Consider the following 17,888-nt stretch of genomic DNA (forward strand, 5'->3'; position numbering starts at 1 on the left):
GCCGGAATAAATGGCTAGTGGCGACCGCAAGTGCGGCGTAGCCGCACGCTGCGGGTCGCCACCATGGATGGCTAGTGGCGACCGCAAGTGCGGCGGAGCCGCACGCTGGGGGTCGCCACCAATGGCTAGTGGTCGGTCAGGAAGCGGTATAACCCGTGCTTGCGTATGAGGTAGCGCGTCGCGCTGTTCTCCCACTTGCTCCGATTCTTTCCGCGGACGTCGATGTGGTGGTGAACCACCCTGATGCTGGGGTCGAACTGGCGCTTGATTCCCTTCCGTTCCAGGCGGATTGACAGGTCCTGAATCTCCTGCGCCCGAAGCGCAGGATCGAACCCGCCGACCGACCTGAATATGGCGGAGTGGACGAGCATGTTGCCTTCGTGCACCCAGTACGTGGGTGCCGGTGCCGGAGGCTCCAGCGTGTTGGGCCAATCCTTGACGGCGGGCGCGACCGCTCTCCGAAGAGCCCCGGCTAGCCGCGGCTTATCCCGCATTTGCTCAATCGACCACTGCAAGAAACCCGTGCCATTGCCCCAAAGTGACAGCACCGCACCGTGGTTGCACCATTCCTGACGGCCGTCGGCGAGGGTGACCAACCCGCCGATCATCCCGACCCCTCGATCGGCATAGCGCCTGGCGAGTTCGCGCGCGATGACGGGAATTTCGGCGGTCTGCAAGTCCATATCGGCATCGATGAAGTGGATCAGTGCCCCGTCGGCGACCTGGTCGATGATCTGGTTGCGATTTGCTCCCGCGCCCCGATTGTGGCTGCTGCGTACGAGTTTCACTTCCGCGCCGAACTCTCTTACCACGTCCGTCGTGTGATCGGTCGAGGCGTCATCGAGGACGAAGACCGCGTCGTAGTGCTGCGCCAGCACCTGGGGGAGCAACCTGCGCAGGTTCTCGCCCATGTTGTAGTTCGGAATGGCCGCAACCACGGGTAATTCCTGGGGCATAAACCTAAGGCCACCGATCGCTGGTCATCGCGAGGAGACTCCCCGATTTCCGGGGGGCTGGTAATTCTCCAAGTACGATTTGGGCTGCAGAAACCCCGGCCGTGGAACTCTGAGGTCCGGCCTGAGTGCGGCAGGCCCGAAGGACGCCCAGAGGGTCGGGGCCGGCGCCTTCGACGGGCGAATGGCGAAGTCGCGCTCGAGCCGAGAGCGATATGGTCGCGCCGGACCGAAAAGCCGGTTGTCAGAGTGGTTTTCACCGTTCTCGACCTGATAGACGGCCCCGGGGAACGGCAGCGGCTCAAGAGTGCGCCCGTGTCTGTGCCACCAGTCGAAGGCCCAGCCGTGTTCCAGGATGTGTTCGAGTCGCTCACCGAAGGCCGCGGCAATCTCTTGCTGGGTAGCGGCGACGGTCAGTTGCGGCGGAACGTCATAGGCCTCGAACGGGATGATGAACGACGTTCCGCAGAAGCGGTAGAACTGCCGCAGCCGCTTGTACGCGTTCCGCCTGCGCGAGTACATCAAGCCGCGTTTGACCACCCACCCCGCTCGACCCGGGCGATCGCGGACGAACTCGGCAAGCTCGCGGTGCACGAAGTCGTCGGCGTCCACGAACATGACGTACTCCGGCCCGAAATCGCGCGCGGCGATGAGACCGACACCGTTCTTGGTGCCCTTATCCCAGATGACGGAGGCGGGGCCGGTGCGCGGACCTTTGAGGGGGGAGGGCGGCGGAAAATCGACCTCGACGAAGACGACGCGCTCCGGCAGCCGGAATCCCGGCGGACGATTGCCGACGATGATCACCACGTAGTCGTCGCACGATTGCTGGGTGAGCGATGCCAGCGTGTCCTGCAGCAGCGCTTCGACGCGGTCGTAGTCTGCGGCATTCTGCGGGTGACGCAGAGTCGTGATGAACGCCAGCATCGATGTAGCCTAGTTGACCGACGCCTGACCGGGACCAACCTGGTGCCGGCCATCGCGCGAAAAGACAAACAGCCGTTGGTTTTCCCAGTCGTTGGCTTGCACGAGTTGGAACCCTCGCTGGGCAAACAACGACCGAAGCTCCTCTTCGCGATAGCTGTTCATCCAGCCGTGCCGCAGGCGGCCGATCGTCTCGACGAGACCACGCGGCGAACGCGCGCTGGCTCTTGCGGGGGCATACGTGAGGACGCAGAACATGACATATCTCGTCAACCAGTCGAGCATGGAGGGAACGTCGCGCACGTACTCGAGAACACCGCTGAAAACGGCGACGTCATACACATCGGAACCGAGATCGGGCAGTGGTCTCTGATTCAGGTCACAGATCAGCGTTCCGGGCCCACGGTCGACGATGTCGGACGGCACGTAACTGCACGATGGGTCGAGATGCCGCTCGAGGATCCGCTTGCCGGCGCCGAACTCGATAACCCGACTATTGGCGGGCACCAGCGCCGCAAGCTCTTCGTTACGAGACTCCCAGGACGCGTAGAGGTTGCGTGGGTTCGACCACCGCCTGCGGTCGGTCTTTTTGACAAGTGTCGTGATCGCTCTCATCACGCGACATCAAGCCCCAGGTGTTGGCCAAGATCGGCATACTCCGCGTGGAGTCGTTGCCGCAGGCGGGCGACGGCGGCATGCGTCTTTTTCCTGATGTTCGCTGAGTCCGCGAGCGCTGCTGTCACCCGGTCGACGACGGCGCCCCCGGTCAGCTCGTCGGTGCGGATGAGGGATCGCTCATCGTCGATGGACAGCGCGAAGTCCCTGCACTTCGGTTGGTACTCAAGCGAAACGACGGGCGTGTCGGAAAGTGCCGCCAAGATCCCCGCGTGCAGCCGGCTGACGATGGCGACCGAACAGCGAGCCAATTCGCGTGCCGCGGAGCCCGCGTCGGCGGGAAGCACGATGTCTGCGGCGACATCCTTCAGTGCCACCTCGGTCCACCGCTTGTCTTCCGGGTTCATCAGTATCCCCACGAACCGACAGCCCTGTGCCGCCAGGTCTTTCACCGCTGCCGAGACCTCGTCGGCCAGCCTCGCGGGATCGTGTCCCCAAAGATCATCGCCGAAGCCCAGATTCACTCCTATCAATCCGTCTTCCGCTAGCACGTCAGGTCGTGGCAGCAGTAGCGCCGGGTCGCCGGAAACCTGCACATCCAGACCGATGCCTGACAGCAACTCAGCGCTTCGGGGGCCCCGCACGGAAACAGTCCGGAACTCCGAGAGTATCGGCGCCCAACGTTTCAGCTCGTCTTTCTCCGAGCCGCTATTGCGTCCCAGGAATACCGGGTCTTCTACGCCGACACCGATCGCGTAGCTGCCTCGGATTCTGGTGAGCGCCATGCCGCGGGTAACCAGTCGCCGCCAGAAGCGCCTTCCGATGAGCGTGCCGCCGCCCACGACTTGTGTGCCGTGCCGCAGCGACCGATTCAATCCCGTTGCGACGGCGCGGATCAGCTCGTGCGGAAGACAAGGCATGTCGACAAAGCTCGCTCCGGGAAGCTGGGTGCGAACGGCGTCGTAGATCGCGTCATCTCCCAGGTTGCCCCTGCCGTGCCAGCCGAGATAGGCGACCAATGGGTGCGGTGTGCGGGTCATGTACCCGATCGACCAGGGATTCGATCCGGCCACGTCGTGGCCGACCGGCTCATATGTTGCCGACCACCATCCAGGACCCCATCGCCGCGGAGAGCGCAACGAAGACCCACCGTTGATTGGCCCGTACCGCTTCGTGCAGCCGCTGCACCATTGCCTCGGTTTTCGCGGGTGCCACCAGGTGGCCGAGGAGAATGAACTCGATCACCGCCAGCATGCCGATGACGAAGCCCAGGGCGGCGATCACCTGCATTCCGAGCGCGGCCCCCGACGCGACGACGGCGGTGACAAAGACCAGCAGCTCGAGCGGCGGGGGTCCCGACAGCACGCCGATCACGAACGCCATCCGGGAGGATCCGTTCTCCCATGCAGCGTGGGCGCGGCGCAGCAGCAGCCAGATTGCTGACTCGTTGCGCCGCGACGGGTCCGCGGCGCGCCCAAAAAGATAAAACACCGGGTGGCGGGGCTGCGTCACCATGCCGGCCGGGCTGACGGTCAGGGACACCGGCGCTTGCTGACGCGCCGCGTAGTGCACGGCCATCAGGACGGCGACCACGAGCGCAAGCGCACCCATGCCCAGCTGGACCTGGCGGCCCGTGGTGCTGGCAAGTGCACCCATGATCGTGCTCGCCAAACTCTGAGTAAACGGCCTGAACATCGGCACGTAGTGCAGCATCAGCACCGGAACCAGGACGCTGGGGACACTCGCCAGCACACAGCCGACCCAGTAGGCCAACAGGCCGGACATCGGCCGCGGCCGGGAGATCATCAGGAGGGTGACGGCCAAACGGACCGGGTCTACCGCAGCCACGAACGTCACCATCAGGATGGCCCCCAACATGGCTGGAACGTTACCGTCTTGCGGCCGATCCCGAGGTAAGACCACCGAATTGGTGGGGGACGCTACCGGGCTTCCGGGTGCCGGTCCGTCGAGTGTGTATCCAGGGCGACCCGCCCGGCGTGTCGGCGCCCTGATCACACGGTCATGATCGACCGGCAACTGCTAAGCGTGAATTTCGGCCGTCAGACCGAATTCGGCCAGCGTATTCACCGTGTCCTCGACCAGCGCTGCTGTCGAATTCGTGCGGCCGGCCAGGTATGCGTTGATCGAGATCCACAGTTTTCCGCGGCCCCGCCCAGAAACCATAAACAGCTGGCCGCCCATGCGTTCGAGGGTGCGCTTGGTGATGCCGGGCTCGATCAACCGCCCGGACGCGTAGTCGGCCTCGCCGCCGTCCGGGCGGTTCACCGCCGGATCGAGCTCACCGACGTTGGAGCAACCGATCGGATTGGCGGCCGCACCCAATCCCATGCCCGCTGCGCGGCGCGCGACCCACTTGGGCGTCATCGAGGTCAGCGGGAGCGGCGCCAACAACTCCTCGGTGATCTCGGACAGGTCGGCGAATGTCTGCTTGAACTTGAGGCGAACTTCCTCCAGGTTCGACGACAAGTGCGTCGGGTCGACAGAAACGGTGGGGAACACCAGAGCATTGCCGCGGGTATCGTCCGCGGTGCGCTCGCTGATCGGAAACGACAAGGTGACAGTCCCGTCGTCGCAGACGCGCCCCATTCGCACGCCGAGCCTGCCCGCGAACCCCGCGAACAACGTAAAGCTATTACCACGAGCGTTTTTCGCGCACGCATCCCATTCCGCGAGGTCAATATAGGCGGTCAGCGTGGGTACCCCGGCAGGCTCGTCGGCGCCGGCCACCCGCGCCGACGGTGGTGCGGAAGTGATGGAGGCGGCAACCTCCTTGCGTTGTTTTCGGGCGATGCGCGCGGTCGCTCGCAGCGCTCGAGCCAGCTCCGGCACCGAGGCGATCGTCTGGCGCGCGTCCTCGAGCAGGGCTCGCCTGCGCGTGCGAGAACCGGGGTGCGGATACCCCAGGTACCGGGTCCTGCCGTTGGAAGCGTCGGTGATCGCCTGCAAGATCCCGAGGCCGTCGACCAGGGTGTGCGAGGTGACCAGCGTGATCGCGGTACCGCCGTCATCCAGGGGCAACGCTGCCAGATGCCAGCTGGGTCCGTATTCGGGATCCAGCGGCAGACGCGCCCGCTCCAGTAGCCAGGCGCTCACCTCGGCGCGTGGACGCGGACTTTCGGCGAAGTCGACGTCGGCGGGCCCCCGATAAACAACCCATCGATCGCGTGCGAAAGGTAAGGGAGAACATTCGACTCGCCGCCCCAGTAATCCGTATCCCAGATTGCGGTGGAAACGCCGCAAGCCTTCGACATCAACCGGGCGGTTATAGATCCAATTGAATTGGACCAGCGCACCATAACCAAGCGCCCGCACGCCAAGAAATGACACTTGGTCCATGTGCGCGAGTCGATTGTCCACCGCATTCACGGTAGTTCATTGCGACTGCGCGGCGTGGCCGCATTGCGGCTGCGATGGCGATGAGTTGATGCCGTTAACGTCGCCGTTCCTGGCCGGCGACGCCGCCTACGAAGGTAACCTCATTCCCGTGGTCGAGTCTTCAATTCCTGCTGTGCTGCGCGAACGCGCAAGCCTGCAGCCCAACGACCCGGCGTTCACATTCGTCGATTTCGAACAGGCATGGGACGGCGTGGCGACGACCTTGACATGGTCGCAGTTGTATCGGCGAGTGATGACCGTCGGTGAGCAACTCCGGATTCGTGGGTCGGTCGGTGATCGCGCCCTGATCCTGGCACCGCAGGGCCTCGACTACGTCATCGGTTTCCTGGGCGCGATGCACGCCGGACTCGTCGCGGTTCCGCTCCCCCTTCCCTTTGGGGGCTCACACGACGAACGAACCATCTCGGTGCTGGCCGACACCTCACCCGCGGTAGTTCTGACCACGTCGGCCGTCATCGACAGTGTGAAAGCGGCGGTGCAATCACGGCAGGGCCCAGCCGCCCCGTGGATCGTCGAACTTGACGTGCTGGACTTGGATACTCGCCAGCGTCCCGCCGGCACGAGACCCCGCTCCGCAGCCAACGAGCGTCCCAATTTCGTGTATTTGCAATACACCTCGGGGTCGACCCGTACGCCTGCCGGCGTCATGGTCTCCAACAAGAACGTCTTCGCCAATTTCGAGCAGATCATGAGCGACTTCTTCGCGGCCGAGGGGGGGATTCCCCCCGCGGACATCACCGTGGTGTCTTGGCTGCCGCTCTACCACGACATGGGTCTGCTGTTGGGCATCCTCATGCCGATTCTGGCGGGCGTCCCGACGGTGCTATCCAGCCCCGTCGGGTTCTTGCAGCGGCCGGCCCGGTGGCTGCATTTGTTGGCACACAACGGCTGCACGATTTCGGCTGGACCCAACTTCGCCTACGAGCTGGCGGTGCGCAAGACGTCGAACGAGGACATGGCCGGGCTGGATCTCGGGGGAGTGCACACCATCCTCAACGGTAGCGAGCGAGTGCAGCCCGCCACCCTCAAACGGTTCGCTGATCGCTTCGCCCCGTTCAACCTTGATCCGGGGGTGATACGTCCGTCGTACGGCATGGCCGAAGCGACGGTGTACATGGCGAGCCGTAAGCTGGGCGAACCAGCCGGCATCGTCTACTTCGATTCGGAGAAATTGACCGCCGGCCAAGCCACCCGGTGTGCGGCCGGAAGCGGGACTCCCCTTGTCAGTTACGGTGACACGAAATCCATGGCGGTACGCATTGTCGACCCCGACACCCATCGCGAACGCCCGGAAGGGACCGTCGGCGAAATCTGGGTGCACGGTGACAACGTGGCCGTCGGCTATTGGCAGAAGCCCGAAGAGACTCAGAAGACCTTCGGCGCAAACATTCTCGAGCCGTCGCTGGGCACACCGGAAGGCCCGTGGCTAAGAACTGGTGACTCGGGGTTCTTCTCCAACGGAGAGCTCTTTATCATCGGCCGCATCAAGGACCTGTTGATCGTCTACGGCCGGAACCACTCTCCGGATGACATCGAGGCGACGATACAGGAGATCACCGCCGGTCGCTGCGCGGCAATTGCCGTCCCGGACAAGGGAATTGAAAAGCTGGTTGCGATCATCGAACTGAAAAAGCGCGCGGAGTCGGACGAAGAGAAGACGGACAGACTGGGCGTGGTGAAACGCGACGTCACATCGGCGATTTCAAAGTCGCACGGCCTGAGTGTGGCGGATCTGGTTCTGGTGTCACCTGGTTCCATTCCCACCACGACGAGTGGCAAAATTAGGCGGTCGCAATGCGTCGAACTGTACCGGCAAGACGAGTTCGTTCGGTTGGACGCGTAGTTCCGCGGCTACCGGCGCGAACGAAACTCACCTAAGAGTCGCCGTCTCCACGTGCGGGGACGTCGGTACCGAACAGGGGAAGCGGGCCGCTGACGTCGTCCTCGTGGGATTGCTTGCCGTGCCCGTTCCCGTTTGTCTGGCCGTTGCCATTTGCTCCGACGAGGATGGGCCGCGTTGCTAGGACGTCGTGCCCGAAGAGGGGCAGCGAGTGCCCGACGTAACGGTCGCTCTTCCCCTTGCCGTTCGCGGACTTGCCATTAGCGGACTTGCCGTTCGTGGACTTGCCGTTGGTGGACTTGGACGAACCCATCACCAATTCGCTGACATCCTCGGTCAGGCGATGCGCCACCCCGCTGAGGTCGAACAGCGGAAGCGAGTGTTTGGGAAGACGCTGCGACTTCGGTTTGCCGTCCGCGACCGGTGCCGAGCCCGCCACGCTACTCGGGAGCGGCTTCTTGCGGCTGGGGACGAGTTTGAGTCGGACCAGTATGTCGTCTTTCGGTGGACGCGGCTCGACGGGCGGCTCCGGGCTTGGGGCGACAACCGGCACCGGCTCATTCCGCGCGTCCGGGATGACCTTCATTCGGACCAGGCGGCCCGTCAGGTGGTTTCGTTGACTCTGCTTCAACTGTTGGGCGCGGTAAACCTGGGCTGGGCTCTTTCCGAGGTTCGAGGGCCACCAGTTTCGCTGTCCGATCATCGCGGCCAGGGCCGGCACGGTGATGGTGCGCACCACGAACGTGTCGATCAGGATACCCATCCCGAGGATGAATCCGGCCTCGGCCATGGTGTAGATGCTGGCCGTCATCAGGCCGAACATCGACGCGGCGAAGATCAGCCCGGCCGACGTGATCACGCCGCCGGTTGTGCCCACGGTTCGGATGACGCCGACACGCACGCCATGCGGTGATTCGTCGCGGATGCGCGAGATGAGCAGCATGTTGTAGTCAGCGCCGACCGCGACCAGCAAAATGAAGGACAGTCCGGGCAGGCTCCAGTGCAAGTTCTGGCCCAGAATCAGTTGGAATACCAGGACGCCGAGCCCCATCGCCGACAAATACGAAAGCAGCACCGAACCGATGAGGTACAGCGGCGCGACGACCGCCCGTAGGAGCGCGACCAGGATCAGGAACACAATCAGGATGGTCGCGACCACGATGAAGTTGATGTCGTTGTTGTAAAAGTCGCGGGTGTCTTTGAGCGCCGACGGAATTCCCGCGACCGCTAGGGAGGCGTCGGCCAGCTCGGTATTCGGTTCCGCCGAATAGGCCGCTTTGATGATCTTGTCGATTTGATCCATCGCGTCGGTCGTGAATGGGTTTACTGCGCTCTGCACGAAGTACTGAGCGGCGTGACCGTCGGGTGACAGGAAGATCTTCGCGCCTTGCTTGTACTCGTCCCTCGTTGTGATCTCTGGCGGCAGGTTGAAGCCCGACATGGAGGGCTTCTCGGCGTCGCGCTTCATTCCCAAGAGGAATGACGACGCCTCGTTCAGCCCGCCACCCAATAACCGGGTGGAGTCGACCAGTTGTTTGACACCACCGGCAATTGCGCGGCTGCCGTCCGCGAGGGCCTGGGTGCCTTGCTTCGCGGTGTCCATGGTGGACTGCAGGTTCTTGATGACCGTCATGGCCGTGGCGGCCTCGGTCAGGGTTTGCTGGATCTTGTCCAGCGTTTGGCCGACGGTCTGCGCCTGCGCGGCCGCGTCAAGGTTCTTGGCGAACCTCTTGACTACGTTAAGGGTGCCGTTGTTGTTTGCGTCCACCATCGCCGCCAACCCCGCACGGGACTTCACACATGCCGGGTCGGCGTTGCACTCCGGGCTGGCGTTGAGCGCCGACACCATCGGAGCCGCCCACAGAGCGACGTTTTCCGCACTATCGGTGGACGTGTGCAGGTTCTCGCTGAGGGACTTGATCTGCCCGGTGATGGCCGCGCCCGAGTTGAGGGCGGCGATGGTCTGGTCGCCTCCGGCGGCCTGCTCCATGGTCGTCAGTGGCCCGACGACTCCGCTCAGACTGGAAACGGCCGTGGCCACCTGATCCCTCAGTTGCGCCAGGGCGTCGGCCAGCTGATTCGATCCGTTGACCAGATGGTCCAGGTCGTCCCCGTGGTTCGTGATCTGGTTGGACGCTTCGTCGAGTTTGTCCCCGACCTGACCGGCCTGCCACGACAGCTTCATCTGCTCCAGCGGCTCTCCGTTGGGCCGCGTCAGGCCACGCACCATCGTGATACCGGGCACCTGGCTCACTCTGCTGGCCATCTGCTCGAGGTCGGCAAGGGCATGGGGCGTGCGCAGGTCGTGCGATGACTTGACGAAAAGGATCATCGGCGTCAAGGCGTTCATCGGGAAATGGCGATTCATCGCGTCATATCCCTTGGAGCTCTCGACGTTGTCCGGCATCGTCTTGAGATCGTCGTAGTTGAAGCGCATCACGCTGGTACAGGCGGCGAGGGTGGCGAGAAGGATGAGGCTGCCGATCAGATGAATGCGCGGCCGACGCACCACGCGCGTACCCGTCCGGCGCCACATCCGGGTGGTCAGGTCGCGACGGGGCTTGATCCAGCCTCGTCGTCCCGTGATCACCAGCAGCGCGGGCAGCAGCGTGATCGCCGACAGCAGCGCCACGATGACCGCGATCGAAATGGCCGGACCGACGGCCGAAAACACTTCGAGCTTGGTGAAGACCATCGCGAGGAAAGTGACAGAAACCGTTGCCGCCGATGCCGCGATGACCTTGCCGATCGACATCAACGCGTTCTTGACCGCTTGATCCGAATCCTGGCCGTGCCGCACATAATCGTGGTAACGACTGATCAAGAAGACGGCGTAATCCGTTCCCGCCCCGATCATCACGGCGCTCATCAGGACCAGGGTCTGCATGTTGACGGGCAGGCCCAGCTCGGACAGCCCGGACAACACGCCCTGCGACGTCGCCAGGGACGCGCCGATATTGAGCAGCGGCACGAACATCGTGACGATGTTTCGATAGATGACGATCAGGATGATCAGCACACTGATGACGGTGGCGATCTCGATGAAGTGGGCGTCCTCTTGCGCCATGGCCGTGGCGTCGACCACCGTCGCCGCCGGCCCGCTGACGTAGGCGGTCAGCGTGGTGCCCTCGGTCGTGTGCTTGATGATGTCTTTGATCTGTCGGAACGAGGAAACCGTCGTGGGTGAGACCGCCGCATCGGGGAACGCGATCGGCAAGGTGATCGCCTTGCCGTCCTTGCTGGTGAGGAGGTCCCTCATCTGCGGGTTACTGAGGATGTCCTGGACGCCGACTTTGCCCTGCATGACTTGCTGCAGGTTCTGCACGACTTTCCGGTAGACGTCCTCGTCGGCGGGCGTCAGCCCGTTTTCATCGGTCAGGATGATAAAACCCTGGGAGCCACCGCCCAATTTGGCAATCGCGGTTTTGGCGTCCGCGCCGCCTTTGGGCGCGTTGGCAGTCGCTGGGGCGCTCTCGCCGGCTGGGGCGCTGCTGGGCGCGGCCGGTGCGCTCTCGCCGGCTGGGGCGCTGGGTGGGGCCGGTGCGCTCTCGCCGGCTGGGGCACTGGGCGCGGGTGGGGCGCTCTCGTCGGCTGGGGCGTTGCTGGGCGCGGGTGGCTGCAGCCACGCCTCAGTCATCTGTTTCGCGAGAACCGACGTGGGCGCGTCGTCCGGAAGGGGCTTTTGATCCCGCTTTGCCGCCTGCGCCGGCAGCGGTGGAAGCGTCAGCGCCAGAGCGGCCGCGAGCGCGATCCAGCACGCGATGACCAAAAACGGCCACCGCACAACAACATCGCCGATGCGGTCGAAGACCCCCCCGGGTTTCGCCACCTCACCGGCGCCCGTCCGGCTTGACACCCAACCAACCGTACCGTCACAGTCCGACTCGCGTGGCCTAATCACGATCTTGGTATTAACCATTGTCCCCTGCGCCCTCGAAGGGAACCCGCAGATCAGCGCCCCGTGCGCGCCGGGAGAAGGCGCCGTGAGCAGGGCAGACCAGAGCGCGATGACGCTGTGATCGCGGCGCATTCGGCGATGCACCGCGGAGGACCGTGCAACACTCTCCCCATGGCCCTCGGATACCGCCTGCAATCCAACCCGCTTGTCGGAAAGCTCACCACGAAGTACTTGTTGCCCCTAGGCACCCGCCAGGTCGGCGACGACGTCGTGTTCTTCAATTTCGGTTACGAAGAGGACCCGCCGATGCGGTTGGCGCTGTCGGCGTCCGACGAGCCCAATCGATACTGCATCCAGCTCTACCACGTGACGGCCGCACAAATCGATCTCACCGGTAAGAAGGTGCTGGAGGTCAGCTGCGGGGCCGGCGGGGGAGCGTCGTACATCGTGCGCAACCTGGGCCCCGCCTCCTATACGGGGCTGGACCTCAACCCTGCCAGCATCGACAAGTGCCGGGAGCGGCACAAGCTGCCGGGTCTGGACTTCGTGCAGGGCGATGCCGAAAATCTGCCGTTTCCCGACCAATCCTTCGACGTGGTGATCAATGTCGAAGCCTCGCACCAATATCCGCATTTTGCCCGGTTCCTGTCGGAAGTGGCCCGCGTTCTGCGACCCGGAGGGCATTTCCTCTACACCGACTCCCGCCGTGCTCCCGTCGTGCCCGAGTGGGAAGCCGCGCTGGCCGGCGCGCCGTTGCGGAAGATCTCGGAAAGGTCCATCGACGAGGAGGCCAAGCGCGGCCTCGCGGCCAACACGCAGCGGACCCAGGAGCGGATCAGCGGCCGTTTGCCGTCGGTCATGAACTCCCTGATCCGTTACGGTGTGGGTGTATTGGACTGGGATCTGCGGCGTTCCGGGGGGTTTTCTTACCGGGTGTATTGCTTCGCCAAGGATTGATGCTGACACCGCGCGGCCGCAGGCGAAAGGCGAGGATTCGTCGATGAAGTTTGCCCTGGCGAGCTACGGAACTCGCGGCGATATCGAGCCGTGCGCCGCTGTCGGCGTGGAGCTGCTGCGCCGCGGGCATGAAGTGTGCATGGCCGCCCCAGACAACCTGGTCGATTTTGTGGACTCGGTCGGTTTGACGGCAGTCCCTTACGGGCCGAACTTCGTCGAGCTGATGGAACCGGATCTCTTCCGCAAGGCGTGGCGGCTGCAAAACCCGATCACGTTGCTGCGCAAGGCCATCGAGCCCGTAACCAAGCCTTGGCCAGAGGTGAGCGCGGCGCTGATGACGCTGGCCGACGGCGCCGACCTGTTGTTGACAGGCATTCCCTACCAAGAGGTCGTCGCCAACGTCGCGGAGTATTACGACATTCCGTTTGCGGCGCTGCACACCTACCCCCAACGGGTCAACGGCTACGCAGTTCCGATTCCGCCGCTACCCTTCACGCTTCCGTCTTCGTTGATGCGCTCGGGAATGACTGTGGCCGAATGGGTTTACTGGCGCCTGACCAAGCGGGCGGATGACGATCAGCGCCGTCACTTGGGGCTGCTCAAGGCGACGGCGCCTTCGTCGCGTCGGGTCATGGAACGCGGATCGCTCGAGATCCAGACCTATGAAGACTTCTGCTTCCCCGAAGTGGTGGAGGAGTGGGGGGGACGGCGACCCTTTGTCGGCGCGCTCACGATGGAGTTGCCGACGGACGCCGACGATGAGGTCGCGTCATGGATTTCGGCTGGAACGCCGCCGATCTACTTCGGCTTCGGCAGCATGCCGGTCGAGTCCCCCGTCCAGGCTGTCGGCATGATCGCCGAGGCGTGCGCGGAGCTGGGTGAGCGGGCACTGCTGTGCTCCGGGGGGACCGACTTCAGCGCGGCCCCGCATTTCGAGCACGTGAAAGTGGTTGCTGGGGTGAACCATTCGGCCATCTTCCCCGCGTGTCGCGCTGTCGTACACCACGGCGGTGCGGGCACCACCTCGGCGGGTTTGCGTGCCGGAATCCCCACGTTAATTCTCTGGATCGCGTTTGATCAGCCGATCTGGGCGGACGTCGTCAAGAGGCTGAAAGTGGGCACCTCCCGGCGCTTCTCGAGAACAACACGTGAATCGCTGGTCGCGGATCTCCGCCGCATCCTCGCACCGGATTACGTCGCCGGCGCGCGAGAGGTAGCGAGCCGAATGAGCAAGCCGACAGCGAGCGTCACCACGGCCGCCGACCTATTGGAAGACACCGCGCGCCGTGGGCGTTACGGCTGACCGGCGAACGCGCTAAGGATTGTCGCGCGGCGACCACCCGGGAGGACGGGTGCGCCTTGCCGGTGTCGCACACGGGGCGCATCCGGTCACACACCCACCCGGACGGTCTGCTCCAGCAGGTCCGCCGCGGTGGCGACACCCGTGGCGGGCTTGGTCATTCGCGGGGCGATCTGCCGTGCGCGGGCGACATAGTCCGGCGCCAGGATCTTTTCGAGCCGCCTGACCAACGATCTACGGGTGATGTTCGAAAGCCGCTTGGCAGAACCAACTTTCAGTCGCTTGACCTGAGCCGCCCAAATGAATTGATCCGCCACGTCCCAGAGGATCAGCGTCGGCAATCCGGCTCGCAGGCTGGCGGCCGTGGTGCCGGCACCACCATGGTGGACGGCTGCCCGGCACATCGGCAAGGTGCTGGTGTAGTTGATCTGGCCGACAAGCTTCACATGGTCGGGATGGCGAATACCCCCGTTCCCTGGGTCGTCGGAGTAGATCAAGGCCCGCTGACCCAGTTCTGCGCATGCCTCGGTGATCATCGTCACCGTCTCGGTCGGCGATTGGACGGGCGTGCTGCCGAAACCGAAGTAAATGGGCGGCGTTCCGCCGGCAATCCACGACGCCACCTCGTCGTCGCTCTCGGCCCCCAATCCCAGTGTCAGTGCGCCGACGAAGGGTCGCCGGCCGTTCCATTCCGCGTCCAGTCCGGGGAACAGCGCCCGGTCGTAGGCTTGGATTTCGAGCGATCCACGTTCCGCCATCCGTTGCGCCGCGGGAGCCGTTGCCCTGGGCAGGCCGAGTGCACGGCGTTGCGCATCCTCGTCCGGCTTGGTGATGACATGGGAATACAGCCACCAGCCGACTTTCAACGTGGTGCGGACGGCGGGTGCGGGCGTCGGTAGGAAGGGAAGCCCGATCTGGCCATTGACCCGCACCGGAAAGTGATGCAGTCCAGCTACCGGGATGTCGTGGTAATCCGCCACATTGGCCACGACCCCGTGGTAGGTCTGGCCCGTCAACAGCAGGTCGGCCCCGTCGGCCAATGACACCAGCGTCCGGCTCATGTCGGCCCAACCCTCGACGAAGAGCTCCCTGGCGGCGCGCGCGAACCGGACCGGATTCTGGACCGTGAAGGCGTTGTGCGTGAAGTCCGCGACCGCGACTACCTGCGCTCGCGTGTCCGGCCCGTACGCGACGGCGGCAAGTCCGGCTGACGCGACGAAGTCAACCAGGTTGGGCGGGACCGCCATTCGAACTTCGTGCCCGCGGCGTTGCAATTCCACGCCGACCGTGGCGCACGGCTCGACATCACCGCGTGTCCCATGGGCAGCCAGGACGAACTTCATCGGCGCAGCTTTCGGTCGCCGCCCGCGCAGGTAGATGCTTCGATGCTTACCTGGCTACGCGAACCGGCACCCCCGCCAAGCTGCCCGCGACGACCCGGTCGAACACCGATTTCATGGCGTCCGTGTAGCGTGTCACGGACTCGCGGGCAATCGGGTTGTTCGGGTACGACACCATGATCGAGACCTCGTCGAACAGGCGGAACACCGTGGAGTACATGTAGGCAGGGCTTCTGCCATCGGTGAAGGCGGCCGCGTTCACGCCATCCAATGCGGTGGCAACGATGGCCGAAAGCGGCGGAAGACCCGCGTCCATGTAACTCATCATGGCGAACTGCGGACCATGCCTGCGGAGGCAGGGCGCCAGTTCCAGCACCCTGTCGTACGGCACATTGGCGCAGTCCATGTTTGCGTCGAAGGAAGCCTGCGCCGCTCGGGCGGTTTCCGCGAAGGAGTTCGGGTCGACGGGCACCGTGAACGGCACCACGCCGGTAAACCAGCCCACGGTCATAAAGTCCGCCGGGCACTTGCGCTTGTCGATCGGGGTGAGCCCGTAATACGTTTCGTCACCGGTCAATTCGTACTGGGCCAGCGCCGCGCAGGCGAACAGCCCACCGCTGAAGCGGGCACCCGCCTGCCGGCAGAGGGCTTCGAACTGCGCCGTCTGCTCGGGCCCCAACAGTCGCTGCACATGGACGTCCCCGCCGCACGGAATCGATTGGTCACCAAGTGGCAGTGGGAAATCGGGCAGGGTTCCGCCGTTGGCCTCGGCGAACTCGATCCATTTGAGAACCTCGGGGGACTCCAGGGTCATGCCCGACACGCACTGGCTTTCCCGCATGCAGAAGTCGTCGTAGCTCGCCGCCGGCGGGAGGGTGACGGGCGCTTTGCCTTCGAGGATGGCGTTGTAGTTCATGACGATCTCCACGTACAACCCGGCGATCAGCATCGGGTCGCAGTGCAGATGGTCGACAACCGCATACAACGCGAAGCGGTCGTCGTACTGGATGATTCCGAACCTGAAGCAATCCCACTGCAGCGGATCGGGTGTCGCCAGGACATGGTCCTGCCATTGCTGCGGCGTCAGCACGCCATACTCTTTGGCGACGAATTGAATGTCACGCGGGTTGTTGAGGGTGTGCCGGACGATGTTCTTCGCGTCCTGGTACTCGAACCAGCTGTGGTAGGTCGCGTGGCGACGAAGGTGCGCGTTGATGACGTAGGTCATGGCGCGGATGTCGCACCGGCCCGGCACATCCCAGGAGCCCATGACCGCTCGCGAATAGTCGAGCCCCCGCTCGCGAAATTCCACGAACCCCCGGAGGTGGCCGATCTGCATGGAGCTGGGCGGCACGGCGCTTACGGGCGCCTGGCGGGCCTTAGCCGCGCAGCCCGGCGTCGGCTCCCAGCTCACCACCGAGCCCGGGCCCGCGTCCCAGTCATAGGCGTTGCCAACGCGCAGCCTGTCGTGCTCAGAACCCCCACCTATGAACACGTTTCCCTCCTCATTTGCGGCCTAAGCGATGCAGTCGACTTTGACGTAGAACCTCACGCCGGTGTCGTGGCATTCTCCTCACTGGGTGCCAGCTTCTGGAACAGGTAATCCGCCAAACCCCGCACCGTGGTGATGTCGGCGGAGGTGATGCGTACCCCCGTTTGAGCCTCGATGTGAGTGCGCAATTCGAGATTGCCCAGCGAGTCGAGGCCGTATTCAGACAGCGGATGGTCGGGATCGATGTTGCGGCGCAGGATCAGGCCGATCTGCTCGGCCAGCAGACGCCGCAACCGGGTGGGCCACTCGTCGAGCGGCAACTCGGACAGCTCGGCCCGCAGCTTGCTTGAACCCGAACGCTTTTCCCCGGCGGACTTGAACATCTCGAGGAACTTGCTCCGTTCCGCGAACGACGCGATCCAGGGTGTCCCGATAAGAGGGCTGTAGCCCGTGTAGGCACGGTTGTGACGCATCAGCTCCTCGAAGGCGTAGGCACCCTCGTCCGGGCTGATTGCGGCGCCGGTCCCTTCGGCAAACCCTGCGCCGCGGCCGATCTCACCCCAGGCGCCCCACGCGATGGCCGTCCCCGGCAGCCCCTGCGAGCGTCGCCAGTGGGTGAACGCGTCGAGCCAGCTGTTGGCGGCGGCGTACGCGCCCTGACCCGGCGAGCCCAGCAGGGCGGCCGCCGACGAGAAGGAGCAGAACCAGTCCAGCTCTGCAGAAGCCGTGGCCTCGTGCAGGTTCCACGCGCCGAACACCTTGGGCGCCCAGTCGCGATCGATCAACTCATCGGTGATGTTGGTCAGGGTGGCGTCCTCGACCACCGCCGCCGCGTGCAGCACACCACGCAATGACAGCCCGGTGGCGGTCGCCGTTGCCACCAATCGCTCCGCGGTGTCGGCCTGGGCGATGTCACCGCACTCCACCACGACGTCGGACCCGATCGAACGGACCAGTTCGATCGTCTCGAGCGCTTTTACGGTGGGCTCCGAACGGGAGCTGAGCACGATCCGGCCGGCGCCGGCCGCTGCCATCTTCTCGGCCAGGAACAGCCCCAACCCACCGAGACCCCCGGTGATGATGTAGGAGCCGTCGGGGCGGAAGACCGGTGCCTGCTCGGGCGGCAACACCACGCTGCTACGCCCGGCCCGC

The 17,888-nt window shown here is 64.4% G+C and carries 13 protein-coding genes; 3 read left to right on the forward strand and 10 right to left on the reverse strand.

The window, feature by feature from the left end; translation table 11 throughout:
• Positions 1–125: 125 nt before the first annotated feature.
• From JO059_RS16995 to JO059_RS17020, 6 genes are all read right to left on the reverse strand, one after another.
• Positions 126–956, reverse strand: a complete 831-nt coding sequence (locus tag JO059_RS16995; RefSeq protein ID WP_293320746.1) for a glycosyltransferase — start codon at positions 954–956, stop codon at positions 126–128.
• A 24-nt stretch (positions 957–980) separates the two neighbouring features.
• Positions 981–1,880: a glycosyltransferase family A protein gene (locus tag JO059_RS17000; protein ID WP_293320748.1), complete on the reverse strand. Its 900-nt coding sequence runs from the start codon at positions 1,878–1,880 to the stop codon at positions 981–983.
• 9 nt (positions 1,881–1,889) lie between these two features.
• Positions 1,890–2,492, reverse strand: coding sequence for a class I SAM-dependent methyltransferase (locus JO059_RS17005; protein WP_293320750.1), 603 nt, complete (start codon positions 2,490–2,492; stop codon positions 1,890–1,892).
• On the reverse strand, positions 2,492–3,532 hold the full coding sequence (locus JO059_RS17010) for a polysaccharide pyruvyl transferase family protein (RefSeq protein WP_293320752.1): 1,041 nt from the start codon (positions 3,530–3,532) through the stop codon (positions 2,492–2,494). The genes JO059_RS17005 and JO059_RS17010 overlap by 1 nt, the downstream gene beginning before the upstream one ends.
• Positions 3,533–3,581: 49 nt before the next feature.
• Positions 3,582–4,370: a GAP family protein gene (locus JO059_RS17015; protein WP_293320754.1), complete on the reverse strand. Its 789-nt coding sequence runs from the start codon at positions 4,368–4,370 to the stop codon at positions 3,582–3,584.
• A gap of 162 nt (positions 4,371–4,532) precedes the next feature.
• Positions 4,533–5,870, reverse strand: a complete 1,338-nt coding sequence (locus JO059_RS17020) for a hypothetical protein (protein ID WP_293320756.1) — start codon at positions 5,868–5,870, stop codon at positions 4,533–4,535.
• Positions 5,871–5,997: 127 nt separating this feature from the next.
• Between JO059_RS17020 and JO059_RS17025 the strand changes: the two genes are divergently transcribed.
• Entirely contained in the window at positions 5,998–7,752 is a 1,755-nt protein-coding gene (locus JO059_RS17025; RefSeq protein WP_293320768.1) for an AMP-binding protein, read from the forward strand.
• A 31-nt stretch (positions 7,753–7,783) separates the two neighbouring features.
• Here JO059_RS17025 and JO059_RS17030 read toward each other — a convergent pair whose 3' ends face one another.
• Complete coding sequence (locus tag JO059_RS17030; RefSeq protein ID WP_293320758.1) at positions 7,784–11,605, reverse strand: RND family transporter; 3,822 nt, start codon at positions 11,603–11,605, stop codon at positions 7,784–7,786.
• 180 nt (positions 11,606–11,785) lie between these two features.
• Here JO059_RS17030 and JO059_RS17035 point away from each other — a divergent pair, with 180 nt between their 5' ends.
• A complete protein-coding gene (locus JO059_RS17035; protein ID WP_293320770.1) occupies positions 11,786–12,604 on the forward strand; it encodes a phthiotriol/phenolphthiotriol dimycocerosates methyltransferase in 819 nt (272 codons plus the stop codon).
• Positions 12,605–12,647: 43 nt separating this feature from the next.
• Entirely contained in the window at positions 12,648–13,907 is a 1,260-nt protein-coding gene (locus tag JO059_RS17040; protein WP_293320760.1) for a glycosyltransferase, read from the forward strand.
• Positions 13,908–13,993: 86 nt separating this feature from the next.
• Here JO059_RS17040 and JO059_RS17045 read toward each other — a convergent pair whose 3' ends face one another.
• The 3 genes from JO059_RS17045 to JO059_RS17055 form a co-directional block, all read right to left on the reverse strand.
• Positions 13,994–15,247, reverse strand: a complete 1,254-nt coding sequence (locus JO059_RS17045) for a glycosyltransferase (protein WP_293320762.1) — start codon at positions 15,245–15,247, stop codon at positions 13,994–13,996.
• Between the two features lie 46 nt (positions 15,248–15,293).
• Positions 15,294–16,739, reverse strand: coding sequence for a condensation domain-containing protein (locus tag JO059_RS17050; protein WP_293320764.1), 1,446 nt, complete (start codon positions 16,737–16,739; stop codon positions 15,294–15,296).
• Between the two features lie 53 nt (positions 16,740–16,792).
• Positions 16,793–17,888: beta-ketoacyl reductase (locus tag JO059_RS17055; protein ID WP_293320766.1), on the reverse strand; the 1,096-nt coding region annotated here is incomplete at its 5' end.

Origin of the sequence: Mycobacterium sp., assembly GCF_019247615.1 — a bacterium.
Lineage (GTDB): Bacteria > Actinomycetota > Actinomycetes > Mycobacteriales > Mycobacteriaceae > Mycobacterium.